Source organism: Anaeroplasma sp. (genome assembly GCF_034179385.1).
In the GTDB taxonomy this organism is placed as follows: Bacteria; Bacillota_I; Bacilli_A; order Acholeplasmatales; family Anaeroplasmataceae; genus Anaeroplasma.
Genome location: NZ_JAXFPY010000042.1, coordinates 1 through 4,232 on the forward strand (window position 1 = coordinate 1; position 4,232 = coordinate 4,232).

5 protein-coding genes are annotated in these 4,232 nt (G+C 28.1%); all 5 read right to left on the reverse strand.

Translation table 11 applies throughout. The features are described from left to right. Positions 1-203 (reverse strand): hypothetical protein (locus SPJ17_RS02920; RefSeq protein ID WP_321092608.1); only part of this gene is annotated, 203 nt, incomplete at its 3' end. A gap of 235 nt (positions 204-438) precedes the next feature. After that, positions 439-696, reverse strand: coding sequence for a hypothetical protein (locus SPJ17_RS02925; RefSeq protein WP_321092610.1), 258 nt, complete (start codon positions 694-696; stop codon positions 439-441). A 13-nt stretch (positions 697-709) separates the two neighbouring features. After that, positions 710-1,909, reverse strand: coding sequence for a glycohydrolase toxin TNT-related protein (locus SPJ17_RS02930; RefSeq protein WP_321092612.1), 1,200 nt, complete (start codon positions 1,907-1,909; stop codon positions 710-712). A gap of 133 nt (positions 1,910-2,042) precedes the next feature. Further along, positions 2,043-3,212, reverse strand: coding sequence for a hypothetical protein (locus SPJ17_RS02935; RefSeq protein ID WP_321092614.1), 1,170 nt, complete (start codon positions 3,210-3,212; stop codon positions 2,043-2,045). 13 nt (positions 3,213-3,225) lie between these two features. After that, the gene (locus SPJ17_RS02940) at positions 3,226-4,077 is read right to left on the reverse strand and encodes an RHS repeat-associated core domain-containing protein (protein ID WP_321092616.1); all 852 of its coding nucleotides are present in this window, start codon (positions 4,075-4,077) and stop codon (positions 3,226-3,228) included. Positions 4,078-4,232: the final 155 nt, after the last annotated feature.

Genomic DNA, 4,232 nt, shown 5'->3' on the forward strand with positions numbered 1-4,232 from the left:
GAATTATAGGTTATTTCATTATAGGATATTCCTATAGAAAATGCTCCATTTTGTATACTATATCCTGTATCTATTTCATAATAATCATATTTTAATAGGATATGCTTATTTTGATTTCTATATAGAGATATAGATACTCCAAATTCATTCTTTATGGATAGGAAATACTGTTTATCCTTTGATTCTAATATAGAACCTTTCATAAATATTGTACCATTATTGGTAAAATTAAAATCATAGACTAATGTATTTCCATAAGCTAAATAACAATATCTTTTATATTGTAAATTATAACTAAATGTCTTGGATGCATCATAAAATAAGTCTTGGTTAACATCAAACTTATATGGTTCTATTCCATTTTTGGATTTGAAATTATTCTCTAATAGTATATTAATTATTTAGATTTTTGGTCACCAATTTTTTGAACTCAGTCATCTATTTTAAATTATTTAATAATTTCCAAGCAAAATTGGCAGCTGAATCTTTATCGTTGAATATTTCTTGTTCTGAAAATCTACCATATTCATAATCCAACCAAAGAGTAACAACATACTTACCTAATAAGTTCTTAACTAAAGAAATTTTTGTATTCTTCATTTTTTCCGTTTTGCAGGTTAAATAATTACACATATAGATTTTTTTTGAAATATCACTGTCTGTGTTAACAATTTTCTTTAGTTCATCATAATTCATTTTTAATGCTCCTTTAAAATCTAGATATAATACCAGAATTAATTAATTCTTGAATCGTTTGCGGTAATAAATATTGAGTTCCGCCACCATATTGGCCAAACCATGGTACAGCTTGCCCTGCTGTTACAGTAATAGGTTGATTTACTACATACATTGTAGGGTTAGCCATATTTGACATTTGATGATAAGGCAATGACAAGCTCATTGGATCAGTATAGTATGGTGAGACAAACGTTCCACCAGCACCACCTATTCTTTGAATTACAGTTCCTTGTTGTAATGTTACTGATTGAGTTGGACCACTAAATCCATTATTAGAAGGCCAATATCCTAACCACGACGCATTAACATGAATTGAATTAAAGAAATTATTTGCCATATATAAACCCGCAACTGCAGGTCCTCCCATAGTATATGCCCATGCTAATCCTTGTAAACCTGCATAAACTTGTCCACAACTTGCCAAGAAATTTCCAGCTAATAAAGACGATGCACCTAAACCAGCCACCGCTCCAATTGCTGCTCCGCCTAGTGTGTAACCAATATAACCTCCAACGCCACCATTAAACCAGACACCATCTTCGCTGTAGTCATTATATGCAGCTAATCCAAATCCAACAACAGCCCCTATAATTGCAGTAACAATAAAGAATGCAATGTGACCAGATGGATCATAATACATAATTGGATTGTTATGACAATAACAATATAAATTTAATCCATTAATAGAACTTGGATCTAAATAATTTACAGAATCAGGACTTATAAACCTACAAAGTTCAGATGAATAAAATCTACTCTTTAGATAATATAATTCTATATCTGTATCATAATAATATCCTTTATATCTGAAATTAGATATTATAGTTCCTGTTTGATTTATGATGTTACCAAAGGCATCATAATCAAATTTAGATACTATTACACCACTATTATTTAAGATACCTATGATATTACCTAATACATCTCTTATATAGAAGTATATAGTATTATTCTCTTTATATCCATATAATTGATTATTCTCGTCATAGAAATAACTAATTGTAGTGTTTCCGCACACTTCTTTTATTAGCTTTCTATTATCATAATAATAATTCGTAGTAGTTGTTGAAACAGGCAGATCACCTTCTACAATAGTTACTCTCTTTTGAATGATTAAGCCTTCTAGGTCATAGGTATAATTAATTCTCTTATCATCCTTTCTAACGGACACTAATCTTTTACCTTGATACGAATATTCGTATCCATTATAAGATTTCATTAAAAATGGATGAATAGTATCATATTCGATTGGATGATTATTGTAAGATACTAATCTAGCTTCACATTTTCTATTACACTACTTATTACCATCCATAAAATTCTTCTATATCACTATTAATTTCTTTATGAAAAACATAAAACTTCCCGGAGATATATGCTAGTTTCGTAAAAGATTTTTGAATTTCACTTTGCATTAAACTCGGAAAACTGGCGTAATACGAAAATATATCACCAACTTCTATCTTTGGGGCATCTTCCACCTCTATATCATTTGAATATAATTTTCCATCAAAATAATAATGGTAATTGTTATCATCAAAGGAAATCAAGATTGTATGATCATTGAATTGTTTTATTAAGGATAGTTGCTCAGTTTTAATGTTATATTTCCATAACTTTACATCCGTTAATTGACTTATACAGGGGGTTATATATTCACTACAATCTTCTTTGCATAGAGTATAAGTTGAGAAAACAAGACATTCCGAGTTTAAATATACTAATTCTCCAAACGTAAAAGGATATTCAAAACTAAATGATCTATCATTAATGACTATCTTATCTTTTTCTTTATTCAGCTCTATTCTTTTGTATTCCTCATTAAAAAACACATATGAATCTCCATAATAATGAATGCTATCATCATATTTGTGAAACACACCCTCATAACATATTCCTTCAGAGATGAATACTGTAAAATATTGACCATCCCAATCTAATGACTCTTTTGTATGCGTTATCATTGAATATTTATAAAACTCATATTTTTCTATTGCAAGATTATAATTTTTAAAATATATATAATCTCCTAAAACAATAAAACGTCTACGAACTCTACCAAAAATGGGGCCAGTATCATATATAGAAACCTCTTCAAAATTGGAATTATATGCGTAGATATACTTATCTAAATAAATATATAAAATATCATTTGAAACATAAAAATCATTTGAAATATGTTCTAAATCAATCTCTCTTGCTTCTTTATTATCATCAAAAACCATACACTTTCCATCATTAATACAATAGACCTTATCGCCAAGTTGGAAAAAATCCTCTTGAACTGAATATATTGCTGGATGATGAACCTTATATAGGGGTTTTTCCCATGGTGAAAACCATATAAGTAATACTAATAATATAGGCAGAAGCAAAATAATGATAAATACTATTGATAATATGATAAACAGTATATCTATAGGATTTTTTCTTAATCTTCTATTTTTTTGCTGCCATGGATCAATTGTTTTCATAAGTTTATGCTCCTTAAATATAAATATTATTCATAACCCAAGAAAAAAAGCCATGTTCTTCATCATCAGCGTTAAAATAAACATTTGCAGAAGCGGTTTCGTCAGGTTTGTATCCAAAATTATATCCAATTTTATGCCATTTTAATTCGTTTAAGACTTTATTCTTATTAATATGATTGCGGTATTTCCCTTCTTCAGAGTCCATAATTATATCTATCATTTCACTCAATTCATCTATACTATAAGTTGATGAGTTCTTTATTATTATTTGATTTTTATTAAAATGAGGATCATCTTCTTTGATTAAAAATTCAAAATTCTTACCATTTTTCAATGTACCTGGGGTAGGCGTTTGCTTCCCAAATACCTCATCGCCATCTTCATAATAATTTTTATTCGCATGATATTCAACGGTATAAACTGTTGAAACAAGAATACAAACGCCAACCACTATGAGGGCAAAGGAAAAAATACCAAAATTACCATTCTCATCTATCATATTAATAGGATCATTACCACAATATGCATATAGATTTAATCCAATAATACTAGATGAATCTATATATTCTATAGAATCTGGTGTAATAAATCTTAATAATACAGGATTATAAAATCTACTCTTTAGATAATATAATTCTATATCTGTATCATAATAATATCCTTTATATCTGAAATTAGATATTACAGATCCTGTTTGATTTATGATATTGCCAAAGGCATCATAATCAAATTTAGATACTATTACACCACTATTATTTAAGATACCTATGATATTACCTAAAACATCCCTTATATAGAAATATATAGTATTATTCTCTTTATATCCATTTAACTGATTGTTTTCATCATAGAAACAATCAATTATGTATAAGCCTTACTATAGTTTTTAATGAACCTATTTCATGAGTAATAGATTCTTGATATGGCTTCAACCCTTGATTTAGAGTTACTGACATTTTATTCACTCCTTTTATCGTTAAATTTATTTAATTATAACCTGAATGTCATATAATTAAAATA